This window comes from Microbispora sp. CA-102843, from assembly GCF_050936215.1.
Taxonomy (GTDB): Bacteria; Actinomycetota; Actinomycetes; order Streptosporangiales; family Streptosporangiaceae; genus Microbispora.
Genome location: NZ_JBNJNF010000001.1, coordinates 3,746,360 through 3,767,281 on the forward strand (window position 1 = coordinate 3,746,360; position 20,922 = coordinate 3,767,281).

A 20,922-nucleotide genomic window follows, 5' to 3' on the forward strand; every position below is an offset into this window, starting at 1 on the left:
AGGCCGGTGCATTTAGCATCCGGTTCATGACGGTGCCGCCTGTTGAACTCGACGATCTCGGGGATCCCGCAGCGGAATTCCCGCAGGCCACGCGCGAGCAGTGGAGGACTCTCGCGGCCGAGGTGCTGCGCAAATCCGGCTGGGACGGTTCGCCGGGCGAGGCCGAGGCCGCCCTGACCAGCACGACCTACGACGGGGTGGCGGTCGCCCCGCTGTACGACGCCGCCGACTTGCCGGCCGCGCCGCGGACGGCGCGCGCGCCGGGCGCGTGGGACGTGCGCCAGCGGCACGCCGACCCCGATCCGGCCGCGAGCCGGGAGGCGATCCACGCCGACCTGGAGAACGGCGTCACGTCCCTGTGGCTCGACCTGAACGCGATCGACCCGGCCGCGCTGCCGGCCGTGCTCGACGGCGTCCTGCTCGACCTCGCCCCGGTCGTCCTCGACGCCGGCCCGCGTACGGCGGAGGCGGCGGAGCATTTCCTACGCCTGGCCGGCGGGGTGGCGCTGCCCGGCGGCAACCTCGGCGCCGACCCCATCGGGCTGGCCGCGCGCACCGGCGAGGCCACCGGTTCGGACAGCGCCGGCCTGGACGGGGCCGTCGCCCTCGCCCGCCGCTGCGCCGCGGACCACCCCGGCCTGCGGGCGATCACCGTCGACGCCCTGCCGTACCACGACGCGGGCGGCGCCGACGCCGAGGAGCTGGGCTGCTCGATCGCGACCGGCGTCGCCTACCTGCGGGCGCTGACCGGCGCGGGCCTGACGGCCGAGCAGGCGTTCGGGCAGCTCGAGTTCCGCTACGCCGCGACCGCCGACCAGTTCCTCACCATCGCCAAGCTCCGGGCCGCCCGGCGGCTGTGGGCGCGGGTCGCCGAGGTCACCGGGGTCGCCGGGGCACCGGGCCGGCAGCTTCAGCACGCGGTCACCTCCTCGGCGATGATGACGGTCAGGGACCCCTGGGTGAACATGCTGCGCACGACCGTGGCCTGCTTCGCGGCCGGAGTGGGCGGGGCGGACGCGGTGACCGTCCAGCCGTTCGACGCCTGCCTCGGGCTGCCCGACGCGTTCGCCCGGCGCATCGCCCGCAACACCCAGTCGCTGCTGGTGGAGGAGGCGAACGTCGCCCGGGTGGCCGACCCGGCCGGCGGCTCGTGGTACGTGGAACGGCTCAGCGACGACCTCGCCTCCCGGGCCTGGGAGTGGTTCCGGGAGATCGAGCGGACCGGTGGCATGGCCGCCGCGCTGGAGCGGCTGGTCCCCGAGCGGCTGGCGGCGACCAGGGCCAGGCGCGCGGACAACCTCGCCCACCGCCGCGACCCGCTCACCGGGGTCAGCGAGTTCCCCGACCTGAAGGAGAGGCCGGTGTCCCGGCGGCCCGGCCCCGGGCTCGCCGGGACGTCGGGCAGTGTGTCCGGCGGGGGCCTGCCGGTGGTGCGCTACGCCGAGGAGTTCGAGGCGCTGCGCGACCTCGCCGACGCGCAGCCGAGCAGGCCCACGGTGTTCCTCGCCACGATCGGGCCGGTCGCCGCGCACACCGCGCGGGCGACGTTCGCCGCCAACCTGTTCGCGGCGGGCGGCGTCGCGACCGTCACCAGCGGCCCGGGCACCGACCCGGCCGCGATCGCCGCGGCCTTCCGCGACTGCGGCACCCCCGTGGCCTGCCTGTGCTCCAGCGACCGGCTGTACGGCGAGCACGCCGCGGCGGTCGCCGCGGCGCTGCGGGAGGCCGGGGCGCACAAGGTCTGGCTGGCCGGGAAGGGGGAGTATGAGGGGGTGGACGCCACCCTGTACGCCGGGTGCGACGCGCTCGGGGTGCTCCGCGCGACGTTCGACGATCTGGGAGTGAGCCGATGATTCCGGATTTCTCGGAGATTGACCTGGGGTCGGGCGCCGCGGCGGCGGACATCCCCGACGGCCAGGCCGGGGAGACCCCGATGTGGGAGACGCCGGAGGGCATCGCGGTCAAGCCGTTCTACACGGCGGCCGACCTGGAGGACGGTCCGTCTCTCGAGACCTACCCGGGCATCGCGCCCTTCCTGCGCGGCCCGTACCCGACGATGTACGCAACCCAGCCGTGGACCGTCCGGCAGTATGCCGGGTTCTCCACGGCGGAGGAGTCCAACGCGTTCTACCGGCGCAACCTGGCGGCCGGACAGAAGGGCCTGTCGGTCGCCTTCGACCTCGCGACCCACCGGGGCTACGACTCCGACCACCCCCGCGTCGCCGGCGACGTCGGCATGGCGGGCGTGGCGATCGACTCGATCTACGACATGCGGCAGCTGTTCGACGGGATCCCGCTCGACCGGATGAGCGTGTCGATGACGATGAACGGCGCGGTGCTGCCGATCCTGGCGCTCTACATCGTCGCGGCCGAGGAGCAGGGCGTCACGCCCGACAAGCTGGCGGGGACCATCCAGAACGACATCCTCAAGGAGTTCATGGTCCGCAACACCTACATCTACCCGCCGGACCCGTCGATGCGGATCATCTCCGACATCTTCGCGTACACCTCCGAGAAGATGCCGAAGTTCAACTCCATCTCGATCTCCGGCTACCACATCCAGGAGGCCGGGGCGACCTGCGACCTGGAGCTCGCCTACACGCTGGCCGACGGGCTGGAGTACCTGCGCGCCGGGGTCCAGGCAGGGCTGGGCATCGACCAGTTCGCGCCGCGCCTGTCGTTCTTCTGGTGCATCGGCATGAACTTCTTCATGGAGGTCGCCAAGCTCCGCGCCGCGCGGCTGCTGTGGGCCCGCCTGGTCAAGGGCTTCGGCCCGCGCAACCCCAAGTCGCTGTCGCTGCGCACGCACAGCCAGACCTCCGGATGGTCGCTGACCGCGCAGGACGTGTTCAACAACGTCGTACGGACCTGCGTCGAGGCGATGGCGGCCACCCAGGGGCACACCCAGTCGCTGCACACCAACGCCCTGGACGAGGCGCTGGCCCTGCCGACCGACTTCTCGGCGCGGATCGCCCGCAACACCCAGCTTCTGCTCCAGCAGGAGTCGGGCACCTGCCGGGTGATCGACCCGTGGGGCGGCTCCTACTACGTCGAGCGGCTGACCCGCGAGCTGGCGCGGGCGGCCTGGGGCCACATCCAGGAGGTCGAGCGGGCCGGCGGCATGGCACGGGCCATCGACCAGGGGCTGCCCAAGATGCGCATTGAGGAGGCGGCGGCCCGCACCCAGGCCCGCATCGACTCCGGCAGGCAGCCGGTGATCGGCGTCAACAAGTACCGCCCCGAGGCCGACGAGCCGATCGAGGTGCTCAAGGTCGACAACACGGCCGTGCGCAACCAGCAGATCGACAAGCTTCGCAGGCTGCGCGAGGAGCGCTCGGCCGACGCCGTCAACGAGGCGCTTGAGGCGCTGACGAAGGGCGCGGCGGGCGGGGAGAACCTGCTGGAGCTCGCGGTGAGCGCCGCCAGGGCCAAGGCCACGGTCGGGGAGATCTCCGACGCGCTGGAGAGGGTCTTCGGACGGCACGCCGCGCAGATCCGTACGATATCGGGCGTGTACCGCGCGGAGGTGGGCGGCGCCGCGGACCGGGTCCGTGAGGCGTGCGCGCAGTTCGACAAGGCGGAGGGCCGCCGGCCCAGGATCCTCGTCGCGAAGATGGGCCAGGACGGCCACGACCGGGGCCAGAAGGTGATCGCGAGCGGCTTCGCCGACCTCGGCTTCGACGTCGACGTCGGCCCGCTGTTCCAGACGCCCGAGGAGGTCGCCCGGCAGGCCGTCGAGGCCGACGTGCACGTGGTCGGGGTCTCCTCGCTGGCGGCCGGGCACCTGACGCTGGTGCCCGCGCTGCGGCAGGCGCTCGCCGACCTCGGCGCGGAGGACATCATGATCGTGGTCGGCGGCGTGATCCCGCCGGGCGACGTGGAGGAGCTGCGGGCCGCGGGTGCCTCGGCGATCTTCCTGCCCGGCACGGTGATCGCCGACGCGGCCCTGGAACTGCTGGGCGAGCTGTCCGCCCGGCTGGGCCACCGGTGATCGAGGACGCCATCGGTGATTGAGGACTACGTCAAGGGCGTGCTGTCGGGCGACCGGCGGTGGACCGCCCGGGCGATCACGCTGGTGGAGTCGACCAGGGCCGACCACCGGGAGATGGCGCAGCGGCTGCTGGTCGAGCTCACCCCGCATGCCGGCAAGGCCCGCAGGGTGGGCGTGTCCGGGGTGCCCGGGGTCGGCAAGTCGACCTTCATCGAGGCGCTCGGCACCCATCTCACCGGGCAGGGCCACCGGGTGGCCGTGCTGGCCGTGGACCCCTCGTCGCGGCGCTCGGGCGGCAGCATCCTGGGGGACAAGACCCGGATGGCCAGGCTGTCGGCCGAGCCGAACGCCTTCATCCGGCCGTCCCCCACGGCCGGGACGCTCGGCGGCGTGGCGAAGGCCACCCGGGAGGCCATCGTCGTCGTGGAGGCGGCGGGCTACGACACCGTGCTCGTCGAGACGGTCGGGGTCGGCCAGTCGGAGACCGCGGTCGCCGACATGGTCGACACCTTCCTCCTGCTCACCCTCGCCCGCACGGGGGACCAGCTCCAGGGCATCAAGAAGGGCGTGCTGGAGCTGGCCGACGTCATCGCGGTCAACAAGGCCGACGGCGAGTACGAGATGGCCGCGCGGAAGGCGGCGCGGGAGCTGTCCGGGGCGCTGCGGCTGCTGCGCTCGGCCACGCCCGTGCTGACCTGCAGCGGCCTCACCGGCGCCGGGCTGGAGGAGCTGTGGCGGCACGTCGTGCGCCACCAGGAGGGCGCCGACCTCGCCGCCAGGCGCAGCCGCCAGCAGGTCGAGTGGACGTGGGCGCTGGTCAGGGAGCGGCTGCTGGCCATGCTCCGCGACGCCACAGGGGAGATCGCGCCGGAGGTCGAACGGCAGGTCCTCGACGGCACTCTCACCCCGGCGCTGGCCGCCGACCGCATCCTGGCGGCCTTCCTGCCCGCGGGCGACAGGCCGGGCTGAGGCGCCCACGGGCATGTCGCATGGCACTCGGGAGATCACCTTTCCTCCCGGGTGAGAAAGATCGCTACCCGTGTGACCGGGAATGCACTGTTGCACATTTTCCCGGTCCGAAACCGTGCCACCATGTGGCCGCTTTCGATTACGGGGAGGTGCGATGAACCACGATCCGATGATGCCGCCGCAGGTGGAGCGCGCTCTGCGGGAGTATCGCGCGTTACTGTCCGCACACGGGATCACCTGGGGAGAGCCGCCGCTGGGATATGTCCGGATGATGCCGTTCCTCCGGTTTCCCGAGGAGGCCGACCGGATGAGCATCACGCCGGACCTCGACGCGGAGTTCCGCGACACGCTGGACGGCGAGGTCCCCCGGGGCCTCGTGGCGCTGCGGCTGACCACGGGCGGCCACCGCCTGGAGCACGGCCCGGCCCGGCCGTTGCTGTCGCCGGGGCCGGTGCCCGTCATCCTGCTGGTCGACTCCGCGCTTCCGCACCCGGTGGAGGTGACGGCCGACGGCGTGCCGTACGGGATCGCGGCGGGCGGGGCCAAGCTCCTCGACGTGACGACCGCGACCGTGCTCACGGTGGACGGGGAGGGGGTGGACCTGTCGAGGCTGGCGCGGCCCGCGCCGGCCGCGCGGCTGCGGTTGCGCGCGGGCTTCCCGTGCAGGTGGAGCGTCACGTCGGAAGACGGCCAGGGGTGGTATCCGGAGGGAGTGCCGGAACGGCGCGACAACGACGACAGGCCGTTCTTCCACGGCGACGACGTCGTGCTCGGCGTGCCCTGCGAGCCGGTCACGATCCGGGTCACGCGCGGCATGGAGTACGGCACCGCCGAGACGACGGTCGTCCCGAGGACGGGGGAGGAGACGCTGGTCGGGCTCGCGCCGCAGCGGCTGTACGACGCCGCCGCCCACGGCTGGTATGGCGCCGACCTGCACGTCCACATGAACTGGGCGGGAGACCTGGTCGCCGACCCGGCGGAGGCCGCCGTCGCGCAGCTCGGCGAGGACCTGCACGTGCTCAACCTCGTCGCGGGGAACGTCGCGGGGGACCGGGTCTACGACCGGGAGGCGCTCCAGCACTGGGCCGGACGCGACCTGCCGTGGTCGGACGCCGGGCACGTGGCCCGGATGGGCGTGGAGTATCGCAACGACCTGTTCGGGCACGTCCATGTCTTCGGGGTGGCCGCGCCGCCCGCCGTCTACCACACGGGCTTCGGCGCCGACGCCGACTGGCCGCCCAACGCGGCGGTCTGCGGCGACCTGCGGGAGCCGCGCGCGGTGCTCGGGTACGCCCACCCCTTCCACGGCCCGGTCTCCTCCCCGGAGGACGTGGCCGCGAACGGGACCAGGAACTGCAGCGGACGCGCCCTGGTGGTGGACGCCGCGCTCGGCCTGGTCGACGGAGTGGAGGTGCTGCACTTCGGCGACCTGTCGCCCGCGCCGGGGACCGCCGAGGTCTACCGGAGGCTGGTCGGCGCGGGCAACCGGCTCGCCGTGCTCGCCGGGACCGACACCATGCTGTCGTTCACCCGCCAGGACACGGTCTCCAGCCCGCCGGGCTGGGAGCGCGTCTACGCCCGCGTGGACGGGCCGCTCAGCGCCGAGTCGTTCGCCGAGGCCGTACGCCGGGGCCGCACGTTCGCCACCACCGGCCCCTGGCTGGAGCTCACGGTGAACGGACGGGGGCCGGGGGAGACGCTCGCCCTGGAGGGCGGCGAGACGGTCGCGATCCGGGCCAGGGCCGTCGGGCCGGAGGTGGAGCACATCGAGATCAGGACCGCGGCGGGCGTGCTCGCCGAGGGGCCGGGCCACGAGCTCACCGCGCCGCTGTCCGTGGCCGACGCCACCTACGTGGTCGCTGTGGTCCGCGGCGGCCCCCATCCGCGCTCCCCGCGCGGGCGCGCGTACGCCCACACCAGCCCGGTCTACCTGGACGTGCGGGGGCGGCATGTGGCCAGGGAGGAGGACGTCCGCTGGTGCCTGCGGTGGCTCGACCTGCTCGACGAGCTGGTCAGGGTCAGGGCCCGCCTGCGGACCCGTGCCCAGTTGCGCGACCACCTCGACCTGATCGAGAAGGCCAGGGCGGTGTACGAGTCGCGCCTGTGACTACAGATCTGTGACTACAGATCGAGGGACGAGCCGCCGAAGCGGTCCCGCAGGAACCGGCCCTGGTCCCTGAGCGCCTGCTCGTCCCCCTGGTAGACGGCCTCCGCGATCGCCGACAACCCCGACTCCAGCAGGCCGAGCTGCGCCATCAGCTCCTCGTGCGCGCTGCGCTCGCGCGACCCCCGGCGGGTCAGCGCGTACGACCTCGGCAGGTTGGCGTACGCCTCCAGGCTGGTGGGCAGGTAGTCGCGGACGGCCTGGGAGACGACGTGCAGGTGGTCGGGGGCGGAGGTGAGCGCCTCCGCCCTGGCCAGTACGTCGCGCAGGATCGCGGCGAGGTCGGCGACCTTGGCCACGACGTCCTCGGGGAAGCGGGGCGCCGCCACCTTGGACACGAGGGCGTCGAGGTCGTTCCGCAGCGCCCGCGTCTCGACCTCGGCGTGTGAGATCGTCAGCCGCACCCGGTCGGGCGGGGTGAGCAGGGCGCCCACGCCGTAGAGCCCGGCGACGACCACCGGCCACAGCGAGCCGGCGAGGCCGAGGAAGTGCAGCCCGAGGCCGCCGAGTGCGAGGGCGGAGCCGACGATGTTCCGCGTCGAGCCGAGGTAGGCCAGGATCCGGTCACTGGTAGCCACGGATCTCCTTGAACGCCGAGGCGAGCGACGCCTGCCGGGCGTCGAACACCGCGCCGCCGGTGAGCGTGGCGACCTGGCGCATCTCGGTCACGTCGCTGTCGCCGAACAGCACCACGAACGTGGGGATCCGGGTGCCCAGGGTCCGGTAGAAGCCTGCGAAGTCCTCGTAGGAGGAGCCGTCGGTGTTCTCGCCGTCCGTCATGAGCACGATCGAGGTGAAGTCCTCGCCGCCCTGTCCACCACCCTGGCCGCGCCGGACCGTCTCGTACGCGTCGCGGAGGCCGTCGTAGATCGCGGTGCCGCCCTTCGCCGCCAGGCCGTCGCCGTACGCGCGAATCTGACGCAGGACCGTGGCGGGATCGCGTTCCGGCACCGTGAACGTGCTCGCCGGGCCGGCCACGCCGCTGAACGGCAGCAGCGTGACCGTCTCCCTGTTGCGGAACCGGGAGAACTGGCCGGAGGCCGACGCGTCGGCGCCGGTCAGCGCGGCGAGCGCCTGCTTGAGCGCGTCGATGCGGTCGCCCTCCATCGACCCGGAGGTGTCCAGCACGAACACCGTGCGTGACGGGCGGCGCACCTGGTTGAGGTACGCGTTGATCAGCGCGTCGGCGGCGCTGCGCCGGTTGGGGAAGGGCAGCTCCAGCAGCGGAGCGGTGCCGAACCTGGCGTCGGGCCGCACCTCGGGCACGATGGGCCGCCGGGCCGTGGTCGTCATGATCTCGCGCTGCACCCCGGGCGTGCGCAGCCAGGCCGCCAGCTTGCCGTACAGCTCCTTCTTGGGAGAGGAGGCGAGCAGCGTGAGCGGGTAGTCGGCGGTGACGACGCCGTCGCCGGGATAGACCAGCGTGAGTGGCTCGCCGGAGGCGGTGCGCAGGCCGAGTAGCACGGACTCGTAGTTGATCAGCCCGTCCACGTCCGTGTGCCGCCGGAACGCGTCGGCGAGCCAGCCGGAGGAGCCCGCGGTGAGGGTCTGCGCGGAGAAGAACCCGACGAGCCGGGGGGTGACGGCCGTGATCTGGGCCTGGTCGAGCGCCTCGCCGGCGTCCGACAGCGCCGCCGCCACACCGACCAGGGCGGAAAAGCCCGAGTTCGACGACGCGGGGTTCGTCATGCCGAAGGTGAAGCGGTGTTTCCGGGCGGCCTCGGCGATGTCCGTCCAGGTCGCCTGGCCGGTGTCCCAGCCGAGCTCGCGGGCCTTGGCGCGGCTGAGGCCGAGCACCACGGGCGAGAGCATGATCTTGGTCTGGGTGGACAGGCGCGCGCTCGCCCCGTCGATCAGAGACAGGTAGCGGTTGGAGGAGAACCAGACCGCGTCGTAGCGGCCGTCCGCTCCGCCGTTCGCCACCTGTTCGGCGCCGTCCAGCGTGCCGGTGTAGGAGAGCGACACCTTCACGCCCGCCGCGCCGGCCGCCTTGGCGAGCAGCGGCTCCAGGTCCTTGATCTCGCTGCCCGCGAGGACGCGCAGCACGTCCGGGCCGTCTTCCGGAGGGGCGTCCCCGCCCGCGCCCGAGCAGGCGGCCGTGACGGTCAGCAGCAGGGCCAGGGCGGTGGCCGTGATCGCTCTCCTCACGACCCGGCCTCGTCGGCGCGGCGCGCCCGCTCCAGGTAGGTGCGGGCGTGGTCGAGCTCCGCGGTGAGGCTGTCGACGGTGACGGCCATGCTCTCCACGGCCTTGGCCTTGAAGCCGTCGATCATGTCCATCGTCGAGTAGATGTTGTCGAACGCCTTGCTCAGCGACTCCATGCTCACGGTCGTGGCGGCGGCCTGGGTCTGGATGTCTCCCGCCTGCGTGCGCAGCATCTCGCTGGTCGCGAGGATCAGATCGGAGGTGGTGGTGTTCAGCGCCGTGATCTGGTCGAGCACCAGCTTCTGGTTGGCGAGGGCCTGGGCCACCGTGACGGCCGTGCGCAGCGCCGCGATCGTCGTGGTGGTGGCCCGCTCCACCCCCTTGATCAGCTCCAGGTTGTTCTTGCGCACCAGGTCGAGCGCGAGGTAGCCCTGGGCCGAAACGGCGAGCTGGGTCAGCAGGTCCTGGTGCTTCTGGCGCACGCCGAACAGCGCGTCCGACCGCAGGGCGTTCGCCTTCTCGGGGTCGGTGAGCTCGATCTGGTCGATCCGTCCCTGCAGCTCCGCGTCGAGCGCCGCCGCCAGCACGGCGTACTCCTGGAGCTTCGTCATCGACTCCCAGAGGTTCGCCTTCTCCCCCTCGATGGCGGCGTTGTCCTTGCGCAGCTCGTCCTGCCCGGACTTGAGCGCCCGGATGATGTCGTCGATGTGCTTTTGCGCGCTGCGGTACTTGGCGAAGTAGTCGCGCAGCCGGTCGCCGAACGGGATGATCCCGAGCAGCCGCCGGGTGCCCGCGGTCGCCTGCTTGGGGTCGAGGTCGACGATCGTACGGCGCAGCGCCACGAGCTGACCGGCGACCCGCGCCTGGCCGTCGGCGCCCTCGCCCTTGGCCGAGGCCAGCGCCGCGACCGGACGCTTGAGCATCCGGTTGGCCACCTGGGAGGAGGCGCGGATCTCCGAGTCGCCCATCGAGGTGATGTCGTGCACCTTCCTGGCGAACTCCGGCGACCGGGGGTCGAGTGTGGTGAGCTCCTCGGCGAAGCCGGACGCCTTGCGGGCGAGTTCGGCGCCGCGCTCGCCGGGGAGCGGCAGCATGCCGGCCGCCTTCTCGACCGGCACCGCCGCCACCGGGGCGGGCGGAGTCAGCACCAGATCTTCGGACACGGGTGTCCTCTCTTCCTGTCTTTCTGTCTTCCTGAAAAAAGGGGGTCAGGACGACGGCTTCGCGCCGGCCAGGTAGCTCCGCTCGATGGCCGAGATGAGGTCTTCCAGTCGGTCGTAGGCGGGCGGTTCGACCACGTCGACCAGGCTTCCGGCGATCGGGGCCTTCGCCTTGGTCACCAGGTCCGCGAAGACCTTGGGGTCGGCGGTGCGGAAGCCGTACCTCGCGGCGAGACGGGCGAACTCGGGATCCTCCTGCAGCAGTCGCCCGACCTCCGCGGCCCGGTCCGTGAGCGGGACGAGCGTGTGCTTGCTGAGCACGGTCGGCGCGGGGTAGATCAGCCGCATGCCGGGCCGGATCGCCTCGCCGCCCGCGAACAGTCGCGCGGCGTACTGCGCCTCGTAGATCACCACCATCGGCGTCTTCCCGATGCCCAGCGCGAGGTAGTCCTCGAAGGGCGCCTCCGTGGAGGACTCCGAGTAGCCCTGGTCGAGGAACAGCGGGGCGACCGTCCGCGCCGCCCCGGCGACCTGCTCCCGCGAGCTCACGACGTCGTCGCCGTTGGCCACGTAGCTGGTCGCCGCGAGGTACATGGCGGCCGAGTTCGACGTACGGACGTCGGTGGTGGTGAGCAGGACCCGTTTGCGGGCGCGATAGGAGGTGTTGCCCGGTAGCGCGTCCCAGCGGGTGCCCTTCGCGACGAGGTCGAGGAACCTGCGCAGGTCGAGGACCTCGTAGCCCGCACCCGAGTCGTGGACCACGCCCGCCTTCGCGAGCACGTCCACGATCGGCTGGAACGTCGCGATCGCCATCGGTGAGTAGAACGGCGAGTACGTCCGCGTGATCTTGCGTGCCTGCCTGATCTTCTCTGCGGCCGGGACGCTGGAGGGGAAGGCGAAGTCGTACGCGCGCAGGTCCACCGTGGTCGCGATTTCGCGGGACCCCGCGGTGTCGACCTCGACCCGGAGCCCGTGCCTGGCGAACGCCGCCCTGACCGCGGGGTCGTCGAAGAAGGGCTTCTTCTCCGAACCGATCACACCGCGGACCGTGGTGAGCGCTTGCTGTTCACCTCCGCTGCCGCCCCCGCCGTTGCCCAGCACGAGGGCGAGGACGACGGCGGCGCCCAGCACCAGCGCCAGTCCGACCCCGATCCAACGCTTCATTCATGCTTTCCTTCGCCCCGTGTCCCTGATCCCCGTATTCCGGATTATGGGAGATAGGGGGAATGAGCGAGCGGGAGGAGAAGGATAAGCCTAAGAATTCAGGAAATGTTCATCGTGAAGTAATGAATGAGGTTAGAGGCGATTTGATGCCGAGAATACCGCTATATCACCTATTGCCGATCGAACGGCGTCAGCGGTACCGGCGGGTGGCGCCCAGGTAGGGCAGGCACATCAGGGCCAGTCCCGCGCAGACGGCGAGCGCCACGGGCGGGCCGACCGGAAGCAGGGCGCCGGCCAGCGCCGTGCCGAGGCCGATCCCGGCGTACAGGGCCGAGGAGTTCAGTCCGACGACCACGGCGGTCTCCCGGGGCGCGGCGTTGATCAGCCGGACCTGCTGCGCCGGGGTCTGGAACCAGGTCGCCGCGCCCCAGGCCGCCATCAGCGTGGCGGTCAGCGGCAGCCAGTGCGTGCCCGCCCCGGCCGCCCAGGCGGAGACGGCCAGCGTCACGGTGAGCACGGCGAACCCGGCCGCCTGCACGGGAATGGGCCCGTGCCGGTCCACCATGGCGCCCGCCACCAGGTTGCCCGCGACCGCGCCGGCGCCGTACAGGAACAGCAGCCAGGTCTCCGCCTGCGCTCCGGCCCCGAGCGCACGCATCACGGGAACGGCGAAGGCGTAGAGCCCATAACTGGCGGCCAGGCCGAGCACGGTCAGCGGCAGCACCGCGACCACCCCGGGCCGCCGCAGCGCCGCCAGTCGTTCCCCCAGCGGGATGCGCGGGTTGCCGGGCATCGCGGGCATCGCGGCGAACACGCCGAGCGCGCAGACCGCGCACAGCGCCGCGACCAGGCCGAGTGCCGCGCGCCAGTCGAGGATCTTCCCGGCCAGGTTGCCCAGGGGCACGCCGAGGGCGGTGGCGACGGTCAGGCCGCCGACCACCACGGCCAGCGCCCGGGCCCGCTGCGCGGGCGCGACCAGCGACGCGGCCACCGCGCCCGCGTTCGGGGTGAACGCCGCGGCGCCGGACGCGGCCAGCACCCGCGTGACCATCAGCGCGGCGAAGTTCGGCGCCAGCGCCGAGGCGAGATTGGCCAGGGCGAGCACGACCAGGGCGCCGACCAGCAGGGCGCGGCGCGGCATCCGGGCCAGCGCGGTGGCCAGGACGGGTGACAACACGGCGTAGGCGATGGCGAAGGCCGTCGCCGACTGCCCGGCGGTGCCCTCCGTCACCCGCAGCGAGTGCGCCATAGCGGGCAGGAACCCGGCCACCACGTACGCGTCGGTCCCGACGGCGAACGTCCCGAGGGCCAGGACGAGGGTCGAGCCGAGCCCTCGCGGTGCGGCCTCGCGCCGGCCAACCGGGACATCCAACATCCCTGTTTCTTTCATGAGAATGCTCCGTGCCAGGTGGGGGGATCAGTCCGTCATGCGGCTGTAGTTGCGGCGGGTGCGCGCCGCGCCCGCGGGGGCCTGCTCCATCAGGTCGGCGATCGTACGGCCGGCCAGCTCGCGCCGCCACGCCAGCTCGGCCCGGCGCATGAGGCTGGAGATGCCGCAGGGCCGGTCGAACTCGGGGCCGGCGTCACGCCCGCTCACTCCGCGCTTGCGGATCTCCGCGCAGCGGAACGCCTCGAGCGGCCCCTCCACGGCGGTGACGACGTCCATCACCGTGATCCGCTCGGGCGGGCGGGCGAGCGCCCAGCCACCCCGTACGCCGGGGCTGGAGGTGAGGATCCCGGCGCGGGCGAGCGGCTGCAGCCGCTTCTTCAGGTACTCCTGCGGCAGGTCGAACCAGGCGGCCAGCCGGCGGATCGACACGGGGGCCTGCTCGTCGAGCCAGCCCAGCGTCACGCAGCAGTGCAGTCCCCACTCGACACCCTCGCCCATCCGCATAACCGGGACTATACACATCCCGGTTGTCATGGGGGCGGCGGAGGTGTCAGGCGAACAGCGTGCGGCCCCAGTAGTCGCCGCCGTCGACCACTCCGGGCGGGCAGGCGAACAGGCCGCTGGAGACGTGCTTGATGTACTCGTTCAGAGCGTCCTTCTGGGACAGCATCCGCTGGATGGGGACGAACTGCTTGCGGGGATCGCGCTGGTAGGCCATGAAGAACAGGCCGGCGTCGAGCCGCCCGAGGCCGTCGGAGCCGTCCACGAAGTTGTAGCCGCGCCGCAGCAGTCGCGCGCCGCCGTGGGCGTCGGGGTGCGCGAGCCGTACGTGCGCGTTGCCGGCGATCACCGGGCCGCCGTCCTGGCCCTTCTTGGCGAAGTCCGGCGCGTCGAACTCCCCCTGCCCGGTGAGCGGCGCGCCCTTGCCCTTGTCGCGGCCGAAGATGGCCTCCTGCTCGGCCAGCGGGGCGCGGTCCCAGGTCTCGATGTGCATCCGGATCTTGCGGGTGACCAGGTAGGTGCCGCCGTCCATCCAGGCCGGGCCGTCGCCGGGCGCGGCCCACAGGTGGTCGCGCAGCATCGCGGTGTCTTCGAGCTTGAGGTTGTTGGTGCCGTCCTTGAAACCCATGAGGTTGCGCGGCGTCGCCTGCGCCCGCGAGGTGGACGAGGTGCGCCCGAAACCGAGCTGGGAGTAGCGGACGGAGACCTTGCCGAAGCCGATCCTGGCGAGGTTGCGGATGGCGTGCACCGCCACCTGCGGGTCGTGCGCGCACGCCTGCACGCAGATGTCCCCGCCGGAGATCTCGGACTGCAGGTCCTCGCCGGGGAAGGCGGGCAGGTCGGCCAGCGCGGGCGGCCTGCGGTCGGCGAGGCCGAACCGCTCGTCGAACAGCGACGGGCCGAAGCCGACGGTCAGCGTCAGGCCGGAGGCGGGCAGGCCGAGGGCCTCGCCGGTGTCGTCCGGCGGCGCCTCGGGCGACCCGCCCACGGCGCCGAACGTGCCGGCGTCCTTGCCCTGGGTCATCCGGGCCGCGGCGGCGGTCCACTCCTGGAGCAGCTCCACCAGTTCGGCCTTGTTCTTCGTGGTCACGTCGAACGCCACGAAGTGCAGCCGGTCCTGGGCGGGAGTGGTGACGCCCGCCTGGTGGGGGCCGTAGAAGGCCACGGGGTCGGAGGTGGAGGCCGCGTGGGCGACCGGCTCCTCCGCGAACGACCGGGTGACGACGGCGCCGGCCCCGACGGCGGCCACGCTCGCCGCGCCGAGGCCGAACAGCCGCCTGCGGCTGATGCCCGCACTCATCCGGCCACCACCGAGGCCACCTTGCTGATCGGCTCGGCCAGGGCGTTGATCGCGTCGGACAGGGCCTTGAGGTCGTCCTTGGACAGGTCCGTGTGCAGCTTCCAGCCGTCGCCGCTGCGGTGGGCGGCGAGCGCGTTCTCGGCGTCGGCGAACTTCGCGTCGAGCGTCTTCACCAGCTCGGCGTCGCGCTCCTCGAGCACCGGGCGCAGCGCCTGGACGGCGGCCTTCGAGCCCTGCAGGTTGGCGTCGAAGTCCCACAGGTCCGTGTGGGAGTAGCGGTCCTCCTCGCCGGTGATCTTGCCGGTGGCGACCTCGTCGAGCAGTCCCTTGGCGCCGTTGGCGAGCTGCACGGGGGACAGGTCGACCGTCGCGGACTTCGTCACGATCGTGTTCACGTCGGTCATCAGCTTCTCGGCGATCGGGCCGTCGCCGCCGATGTCCTTCTTGACCCACAGATCCTTCTCGATGCGGTGGAAGCCGGTCCACTCCTCACCGTCGGCCACGTCGTTCTCCCGCGCGTCGATGGCCGGGTCGAGGTCGCCGAAGACCTCGGCGACCGGCTCGATCCGCTCCCAGTAGGTGCGGGCGACCGGGTAGAGCTCCTTGGACTTGGCCACGTCGCCGGCCTTGACCGCCTCGGTGAACTCCTTGGTCTTGTCGAGCAGCGTGTCGGACTGGCTCTTGATGTAGCGCTTGTAGCTGGCCACGGCCTCGGCGAGCTTGGCGTCGTCGGTCAGCGGCTTGTGCTCGCCGCTGACCTTGAGGGGGCCGCGGATGCCCTTGCCGGTCATCCCCGGCTTGCAGGCGGTCTCGTACACGCCCGCGGGAAGTTCCACCACGACCTCGCGGGTCAGGCCGGGCACGATGTTCTCGACCTCGCCCATGACCCGGTCGCCCGCCGCGTACACGTAGAACTCGGTCACCTTCGAGCCGCTGTTGGTGATGGCGAAGGTCGAGGTGCCGGCGGCCAGATCGGACTTCGCCACCTTGCACTCGGTGTCGGTGGCGGCCACGGTGATCTTCCCGTCGCCGGTCGCGGTCGCCTTGGTCGTGCTGCCGGAGTCCGTGGACGAGCAGGCGGTGAGACCGGCGAGGGCCAGCACGGTGGCGGCCAGGACGGTGGGGGTGCGCATTTCGGTGGACTCCGGTCAGGAAGCGGGCTGGGGAGACTTGGAGGCGGGGCTCGCCGGCGTCTTGGCCGCGGGCCGCAGGAACAGGATGAGGACGGGAACCAGGTAGACGACCCAGGCGACGGCCTCCAGCACGCTGGGCTGCGGGGTGATGTTGAACATCCCGCTCAGCAGCGTCGAGTACCAGGCGCTGGGGTCGAGCACGCCGCTGATGTCGAAGGCGTAGGTGCTCAGGCCGGGCACCAGTCCCGACTCCTGCAGGTCGTGCACGCCGTACTTGAAGATCCCGGCGGCGACCAGGACCAGCAGCAGGCCCGTCCAGGTGAAGAACTTCGTGAGGTTGATCCGCAGGGCGCTGCGGTACAGCCCCCAGCCCAGCGCGACCGAGGTGAGCAACCCGAGCGTGATGCCGATCAACGGGCTCGCGCTGCTGGTCGCGCCCTGGACGGCGGCGAACCACAGCAGCGCGGTCTCCAGTCCCTCGCGCGCGACCGACAGGAACGCCACCACGACCACGGCGGTGGCTCCGAGTTCCAGGGCCGCGCCCATCTTCTCCCGCAACTCGCCCGACATCTTGCGGGCCGCCGTGCGCATCCAGAAGATCATGAAGGTGACGAAGACGGTCGCGGCCAGGGACGTGACGGCGTCGAACATCTCCTGCTGCTGCGTCGCGAGGTGGGCCGCGGTGAAGGTCAGCAGCGCGCCGAACGCGACGGAGAGCGCGACGGCGGCGCCGACGCCGGCCCAGACCATGGGCAGCCGCTCGCGGCGGTCGCCCTTGACGAGGAAGGCCACCAGGATGGAGACCACAAGAGTGGCCTCAAGGCCCTCGCGGAGGCCGATGAGGTAACTCGCGAACACATCGTCCTCCGGACGCTCGGTAAGCCTTACCTAAGTTAGGGCAGGTTCACCTTACCGACAAGGTCCCGAACCTGTGGAGCGGGGTAGGTCTTTTGTCACCTTCAGGGACGGCTGAGGCGACGCCCCGGGCGGCCCGCGGATTAATTCGGTGGCATCCCATCCCCGCTCGCGATTATCGTGACGGACGTCCTGCCGCCGCACCCTGGAGGGTCACTTGGAGCTCTGAGGTCCCGACACCGCGCCCACGGCCGCCATCGGTGGTCCGGCGCAGCGACCTCAGGCAGACCCTCGCCTCGCGGCCCGTGCCCGCGGTGTCTCCATGCGTTTGTTCACCATTTCGCCCTTGGGGATATCCGGAGCCGCCTCATGTCTCATTCCATTGTCTGTACGGATCTGTCGTTCTCCTGGCCCGACGGGACGCCCGTCTTCGAGGTGCTCGACTTCGCGTTCGGCACCGGCAGGACCGGGCTCATCGGCGTCAACGGCAGCGGCAAGTCCACCCTGCTCAAGCTGATCGCCGGAGAGCTGACCCCGACGAGCGGCTCGGTGCTGGTCACCGGGCGGCTGGGCTATCTGCCGCAGAACCTCCCGCTCGGCGCGAGCCGTACGGTGGCCGACCTGCTGGGGATCACACCCGCGCGGGAGGCGCTGCACGCGATCGAGCGGGGCGACCTGAGCGAGGCGAACTACGACGCGGTGGTCTGGGACGTCGAGGAGCGCGCCCGGGCCGAGCTCGACCGCCTCGGGCTCGCGAGCGTGGACCTCGACCGGACGGTCGCGACGCTCTCGGGCGGCGAGACCGTCATGGTCGGGCTCGCCGCGCGCTTCCTCGCCGAGCCCGACGTGCTGCTGCTCGACGAGCCGACCAACAACCTCGACCTCGACGCGCGGCGGCGCCTGTACGACGCCGTCTCGTCGTGGACGAGGACGCTGGTCGTCGTCAGCCACGACCGCACGCTGCTCGACCTGGTGGACCAGATCGCCGACCTGCCCGCCCGACGTACGTTCGGCGGCACGCTCGGCGAGTACGAGGAGGTGCTCGCGGTCGAGCGGCAGGCCGCAGAGCGGACGGTCCGCGCGGCCGAGGGCGACCTGCGCCGTCAGAGGCGCGAGCTGGCCGAGGCGCAGACCAAGCTGGCCCGGCGGGTGCGCTACGGCAACAAGATGTACGAGCAGAAGCGCGAACCGAAGATCATCATGCAGGAGCGCAAGCGGCAGGCCCAGGTCTCGGCGGGCAAGCACCGCACGATGCACGAGGAGAAGGTGGCGGCCGCCCGTGAGCGGCTGACCGAGGCGGAGGAGGCGGTGCGCGACGACGCCGAGATCCGGGTGGAGCTGCCCGCCACCGAGGTGCCGGCCGGGCGCACCGTGCTCGAACTGGACGGCCTGCGCACGGCCGCCGGGCCGATCGGCGACCTGGTCGTCCGCGGCCCGGAGCGGGTCGCCCTGCTGGGGCCGAACGGCTCGGGCAAGACGACGCTGCTGCGCACGATCCTGGGGGAGATCCCGGCGGGTGAGGGCTCGGTCCGGCTCAACGTGCCGGTGCGCTACCTGCCGCAGCGGCTCGACGTGCTCGACGACGCGCTCAGCCTGGTCGACAACGTGCGGGCGGTCGCGCCCGCGGCGTCGGTCAACGCCGTCAGGGCCGGGCTCGCCCGGTTCCTGTTCCGGGGCGCACGGGCCGAACGACCGGCGGGCACGCTGTCGGGAGGCGAGAGGTTCCGCGCCGTGCTGGCCTCGCTGCTGCTGGCCGAGCCCGCGCCGCGGCTCCTGCTGCTGGACGAGCCGACCAACAACCTCGACCTGGCCAGCGTGCGCCAGCTCGCGCAGGCGCTGTCGGCCTACCGGGGAGCGCTCGTGGTGGTCTCCCACGACCTGCCGTTCCTCGAGTCGATCGGCATCACCCGGTGGCTCACCCTGGACGCGGAGGGGGTGACGTCGTCGGCGTGAATACGTGTTGACAGCGTCCGCTCACCGGCTGACAGTGTTGCGGGTGATCTCCCCCCGGACCTTCTCACGCCCTGTCCCGGCCGGCGCCGTCGCCGTGCTGGCCGCGTCCGTCACGCTCGCGGCCTGCACGGGATCGCCCAGCGGATCGGGAAAGGCCGCCTCCGGCGAGGAGGCGGCGCCGTCCGCCGCCTCCTCCGGCGCGCCGGCGCTGACTCCAGAGGCGTACCGGAGCGCACTCGATGCCGCCGGACGCCCCGCCCGCACGACGCTCGCCGCCATCGCCAAGGCGCGGACATTCCGGTCGCTCCACCAGCGCATCGGCCGGGCGGAAAGCGCCCTGGACTCCGCGCTGGGGCGGCTCGGCGGCCTGCGGCCTCCCGCGGACGTCAGCCCCGAGCACACCGACTACGTCGCGGCGCTGCGCGGCCTGAACGGCAGGCTCGGCGCGCTGGACGAGGACGTGACGTCGCACGCCCTGTGCAGCGGGACGGCCGTGCTGGCCAGGCTCGGCCTGTCGGGCGAGTTCAAGACGCTCAGGGCTGCCGCGGGCGACCTCGCGAAGGCCGGAGACTACCCGGTGGTCCAGATCAAGCCGCCGGCCCAGCGCGCCCGCCGCCTCGGCAACGGCACGATGCTCCTCTCGGCGATCCGCGGCGGACGGGGCAGCCTGAGCGTGAAGAACGGCGGCACGCAGGACGGCGTCGTGACCCTCGTACGCGGAGGGCGCAAGGCGGTCAGCTTCTACGTGCGCAAGCGGTCGACCGCGAAGGTCGCGAACATCAAGGACGGCACCTACCGCATCTACTTCACCACGGGGGTGGACTACGACAGGGGCAGCCGTGCCTTCACCAGGAACTGCGGCTTCTCCAAGTTCGACGACTCCCTGACGTTCCGGACCGTCTACACGGGCGGCGGCGTGAGCTGGAAGGACTGGACGCTCACCCTCGACGCCGTGTTCGGCGGGAACGCCAGCACGAGCGAAGTGGACCCGGACGCCTTCCCGGCGTGACCGGGCACGCCGGAGGCTCTGTGCGGGGTTCGGCTGGAGAGGGGCTCAGCTGGAGAACAGCATGCCGACCCAGCTGTTTCCCCGATGGTGGTGGCCGTGGTGGCCGCCGTGGTGGCCGCCCCAGGCGGGCCCTCCGTGCGCCGGCGGCGGGGGAGCGTAGTGCTGCTGAGCCCACTGGGTCTCCATCCGGGTCAGCGTCTCCAGCTCGCCGTAGTCGAGGAAGATCCCCCGACAGTTGTCACACTGCTCGATGTGAACCCCGTTGCGGTCGAACGTCCGCATCCGGCCACGGCACTTGGGGCACTCCATGTGACGAACTCTCCCTCGGTCAGGTCTCGGCCTCCGTGGCCGCGACGATCCTCCCGCAGGCGGACACCAGGGCCTCTGCGGCGTCGTCGGGCGGTTCCCCCGCCCGCGCCGCCGTGGCCACCGCCGTCGCGGCCAGTTGGACGGTCAACGCCCGGGCCGGCGCGTCGAGTTCCCGCCACGGATCGTCCGCGGAGACGGCGGTCCCGCCCGCCGCGAGGTAGGCGGTGAGGAGGCGCTCCCAGTCCCGGGGGTCGAGCAGGCCGGCGGCGTACCACGCGGCCGGGCGGGCCAGGTCCCACGCGGGGTCGCCCGCGCCCAGGTCGTCGGGGTCGATCAGCAGCCACGCGCCGTCGTGCCGGACGATCTGGCCGAGGTGCCAGTCGCCGTGCGTCAGCGCGCCGCCCTCCCCGGCCGGCGGCAGCGTCGCGTACGCCGCCCGGATGGGCGCGGCGACGGCGTCCGGGACGCCGGCCGCCGCCAGGTCGGCCATGGCCCTGGGCAGCCGTGACGGTCCCCCGGCGGGCGGCAGCCCCGCGGGCGCCGGCCGGGCGTGCAGCAGGGCGAGCAGCCTGCCGCCTTCCTCCCACGGGGTCGTCCCCGCGTCCACGTCGGCGATGGTGAGGGCCTCGCCGGCGGGCCAGATCGTGACGAGCCTGCCGTCCAGCCGTTCGAGGCCGAGAGGGGCCAGCAAGACGCCGGGCAGGTTCCCGGCGGCGTCGAGGCGGGCACGCAGGGCGCGTTCGTCGGTGCCCGGGGGGTGGGCCTTGACGACGACGTCTCCGACTCGGACCACGAGCACCCGGGTCTGCTTGAGCACCGTCACCGGCCCGTCGCGGCGCGCCAGCCGCGCCAGTTCCTCGATCACGGGGGACACCCTAG

The 20,922-nt window shown here is 72.4% G+C and carries 17 protein-coding genes; 6 read left to right on the forward strand and 11 right to left on the reverse strand.

Going from position 1 to position 20,922, the window contains the following annotated elements; translation table 11 throughout:
* Nucleotides 1-26 precede the first annotated feature (26 nt).
* The 4 genes from ACQEVJ_RS17525 to ACQEVJ_RS17540 all read left to right on the forward strand — a co-directional run bounded on the left by ACQEVJ_RS17525 (nucleotide 27) and on the right by ACQEVJ_RS17540 (nucleotide 7,067).
* Nucleotides 27-1,853 carry a methylmalonyl-CoA mutase family protein gene (locus ACQEVJ_RS17525; RefSeq protein ID WP_433102190.1) on the forward strand — a complete coding sequence of 609 codons (1,827 nt, stop codon included), beginning with the start codon at nucleotides 27-29 and terminating at the stop codon, nucleotides 1,851-1,853.
* Nucleotides 1,850-3,991, forward strand: a complete 2,142-nt coding sequence (gene scpA / locus ACQEVJ_RS17530; protein ID WP_433102192.1) for a methylmalonyl-CoA mutase — start codon at nucleotides 1,850-1,852, stop codon at nucleotides 3,989-3,991. Before ACQEVJ_RS17525 ends, scpA begins: the two co-directional genes overlap by 4 nt.
* Nucleotides 3,992-4,009: 18 nt before the next feature.
* Nucleotides 4,010-4,960: a methylmalonyl Co-A mutase-associated GTPase MeaB gene (meaB, locus tag ACQEVJ_RS17535; RefSeq protein WP_433112807.1), complete on the forward strand. Its 951-nt coding sequence runs from the start codon at nucleotides 4,010-4,012 to the stop codon at nucleotides 4,958-4,960.
* A 154-nt stretch (nucleotides 4,961-5,114) separates the two neighbouring features.
* Nucleotides 5,115-7,067 carry a CehA/McbA family metallohydrolase gene (locus ACQEVJ_RS17540; RefSeq protein WP_433102194.1) on the forward strand — a complete coding sequence of 651 codons (1,953 nt, stop codon included), beginning with the start codon at nucleotides 5,115-5,117 and terminating at the stop codon, nucleotides 7,065-7,067.
* A 14-nt stretch (nucleotides 7,068-7,081) separates the two neighbouring features.
* Here ACQEVJ_RS17540 and ACQEVJ_RS17545 read toward each other — a convergent pair whose 3' ends face one another.
* From ACQEVJ_RS17545 to efeU, 9 genes are all read right to left on the reverse strand, one after another.
* Nucleotides 7,082-7,702 carry a hypothetical protein gene (locus ACQEVJ_RS17545; RefSeq protein WP_433102196.1) on the reverse strand — a complete coding sequence of 207 codons (621 nt, stop codon included), beginning with the start codon at nucleotides 7,700-7,702 and terminating at the stop codon, nucleotides 7,082-7,084.
* The gene (locus ACQEVJ_RS17550; protein ID WP_433102198.1) at nucleotides 7,689-9,272 is read right to left on the reverse strand and encodes an extracellular solute-binding protein; all 1,584 of its coding nucleotides are present in this window, start codon (nucleotides 9,270-9,272) and stop codon (nucleotides 7,689-7,691) included. Before ACQEVJ_RS17550 ends, ACQEVJ_RS17545 begins: the two co-directional genes overlap by 14 nt.
* Entirely contained in the window at nucleotides 9,269-10,432 is a 1,164-nt protein-coding gene (locus ACQEVJ_RS17555) for a toxic anion resistance protein (protein ID WP_433102200.1), read from the reverse strand. The genes ACQEVJ_RS17550 and ACQEVJ_RS17555 overlap by 4 nt, the downstream gene beginning before the upstream one ends.
* Nucleotides 10,433-10,477: 45 nt before the next feature.
* Nucleotides 10,478-11,593 (reverse strand): hypothetical protein, encoded by a 1,116-nt coding sequence (locus tag ACQEVJ_RS17560; protein ID WP_433102202.1) that lies wholly within the window; start codon nucleotides 11,591-11,593, stop codon nucleotides 10,478-10,480.
* 190 nt (nucleotides 11,594-11,783) lie between these two features.
* Nucleotides 11,784-12,968, reverse strand: coding sequence for an MFS transporter (locus ACQEVJ_RS17565; RefSeq protein ID WP_433102204.1), 1,185 nt, complete (start codon nucleotides 12,966-12,968; stop codon nucleotides 11,784-11,786).
* A gap of 42 nt (nucleotides 12,969-13,010) precedes the next feature.
* A complete protein-coding gene (locus tag ACQEVJ_RS17570; protein ID WP_433102206.1) occupies nucleotides 13,011-13,487 on the reverse strand; it encodes an RrF2 family transcriptional regulator in 477 nt (158 codons plus the stop codon).
* A 46-nt stretch (nucleotides 13,488-13,533) separates the two neighbouring features.
* Complete coding sequence (gene efeB / locus ACQEVJ_RS17575; RefSeq protein ID WP_433102208.1) at nucleotides 13,534-14,784, reverse strand: iron uptake transporter deferrochelatase/peroxidase subunit; 1,251 nt, start codon at nucleotides 14,782-14,784, stop codon at nucleotides 13,534-13,536.
* A complete protein-coding gene (gene efeO / locus ACQEVJ_RS17580) occupies nucleotides 14,781-15,917 on the reverse strand; it encodes an iron uptake system protein EfeO (RefSeq protein WP_433102210.1) in 1,137 nt (378 codons plus the stop codon). Before efeO ends, efeB begins: the two co-directional genes overlap by 4 nt.
* A gap of 15 nt (nucleotides 15,918-15,932) precedes the next feature.
* Complete coding sequence (gene efeU, locus ACQEVJ_RS17585; RefSeq protein ID WP_433102212.1) at nucleotides 15,933-16,775, reverse strand: iron uptake transporter permease EfeU; 843 nt, start codon at nucleotides 16,773-16,775, stop codon at nucleotides 15,933-15,935.
* Between the two features lie 366 nt (nucleotides 16,776-17,141).
* Between efeU and ACQEVJ_RS17590 the strand changes: the two genes are divergently transcribed.
* Together ACQEVJ_RS17590 and ACQEVJ_RS17595 are read left to right on the forward strand one after the other, a co-directional pair.
* The gene (locus tag ACQEVJ_RS17590) at nucleotides 17,142-18,725 is read left to right on the forward strand and encodes an ABC-F family ATP-binding cassette domain-containing protein (protein WP_433102214.1); all 1,584 of its coding nucleotides are present in this window, start codon (nucleotides 17,142-17,144) and stop codon (nucleotides 18,723-18,725) included.
* Nucleotides 18,726-18,768: 43 nt separating this feature from the next.
* Nucleotides 18,769-19,734, forward strand: coding sequence for a hypothetical protein (locus ACQEVJ_RS17595; RefSeq protein WP_433102216.1), 966 nt, complete (start codon nucleotides 18,769-18,771; stop codon nucleotides 19,732-19,734).
* Between the two features lie 45 nt (nucleotides 19,735-19,779).
* On the opposite strand, the gene ACQEVJ_RS17600 is transcribed toward ACQEVJ_RS17595, so the two are convergent.
* The gene (locus ACQEVJ_RS17600; protein WP_433102218.1) at nucleotides 19,780-20,043 is read right to left on the reverse strand and encodes a zf-TFIIB domain-containing protein; all 264 of its coding nucleotides are present in this window, start codon (nucleotides 20,041-20,043) and stop codon (nucleotides 19,780-19,782) included.
* A 19-nt stretch (nucleotides 20,044-20,062) separates the two neighbouring features.
* A complete protein-coding gene (locus tag ACQEVJ_RS17605) occupies nucleotides 20,063-20,908 on the reverse strand; it encodes a phosphotransferase family protein (protein ID WP_433102220.1) in 846 nt (281 codons plus the stop codon).
* Between the last annotated feature and the right edge of the window lie 14 nt (nucleotides 20,909-20,922).

Bases quoted from the DNA above. Each gene is read 5' to 3' on its own strand.
- ACQEVJ_RS17525 (WP_433102190.1), top strand. From the start codon at position 27: ATGACGGTGCCGCCTGTTGAACTCGACGATCTCGGGGATCCCGCAGCG.
- scpA (WP_433102192.1), top strand. From the start codon at position 1,850: ATGATTCCGGATTTCTCGGAGATTGACCTGGGGTCGGGCGCCGCGGCG.
- ACQEVJ_RS17540 (WP_433102194.1), top strand. From the start codon at position 5,115: ATGAACCACGATCCGATGATGCCGCCGCAGGTGGAGCGCGCTCTGCGG.
- ACQEVJ_RS17560 (WP_433102202.1), bottom strand. From the start codon at position 11,593: ATGAAGCGTTGGATCGGGGTCGGACTGGCGCTGGTGCTGGGCGCCGCC.
- ACQEVJ_RS17565 (WP_433102204.1), bottom strand. From the start codon at position 12,968: ATGTTGGATGTCCCGGTTGGCCGGCGCGAGGCCGCACCGCGAGGGCTC.
- ACQEVJ_RS17570 (WP_433102206.1), bottom strand. From the start codon at position 13,487: ATGCGGATGGGCGAGGGTGTCGAGTGGGGACTGCACTGCTGCGTGACG.
- efeB (WP_433102208.1), bottom strand. From the start codon at position 14,784: ATGAGTGCGGGCATCAGCCGCAGGCGGCTGTTCGGCCTCGGCGCGGCG.
- efeO (WP_433102210.1), bottom strand. From the start codon at position 15,917: ATGCGCACCCCCACCGTCCTGGCCGCCACCGTGCTGGCCCTCGCCGGT.
- ACQEVJ_RS17590 (WP_433102214.1), top strand. From the start codon at position 17,142: ATGTCTCATTCCATTGTCTGTACGGATCTGTCGTTCTCCTGGCCCGAC.
- ACQEVJ_RS17600 (WP_433102218.1), bottom strand. From the start codon at position 20,043: ATGGAGTGCCCCAAGTGCCGTGGCCGGATGCGGACGTTCGACCGCAAC.